At 57.2% G+C, this 278-nt stretch carries 1 protein-coding gene; it reads left to right on the top strand.

Annotated elements, in window-relative coordinates; all coding sequences use genetic code 11:
* On the top strand, positions 1 to 278 hold a 278-nt coding region (locus tag SCA31_RS23090), incomplete at both ends, for a VapE domain-containing protein (protein WP_410699366.1).

Raw genomic sequence — 278 nt, 5'->3', positions numbered from 1 at the left:
ACCCCGTTTGTCCGCGCCCTCTCGCGCTACTTCTGGCAGTCGCTTTACATGCGTGTCATGCAGCCTGGATGTGTCGCGCCAGTTGTGCTGTCCCTCTTCGGCACACAGAATTGCGGGAAGTCATGGTTCGGCACGCGCCTGACCCGCATCATCATGCAGGACGAGAAGGCGGATTCTGTTCAGTTGGATTTGGGTAGCGACAAGGTGAACTTCCTGCGTGAAGTGACTGGCAATTCGATTGTGGCGGCTGTCGGTGAAATGACGGGCTTTAATCGCGG

Origin of the sequence: Chryseobacterium sp. SIMBA_028 (assembly GCF_046535285.1) — a bacterium.
Classification (GTDB): domain Bacteria; phylum Bacteroidota; class Bacteroidia; order Flavobacteriales; family Weeksellaceae; genus Chryseobacterium.
The sequence above is the reverse complement of the archived record's forward strand: the minus strand, read 5'-3'. Positions and strand labels throughout refer to the sequence as shown.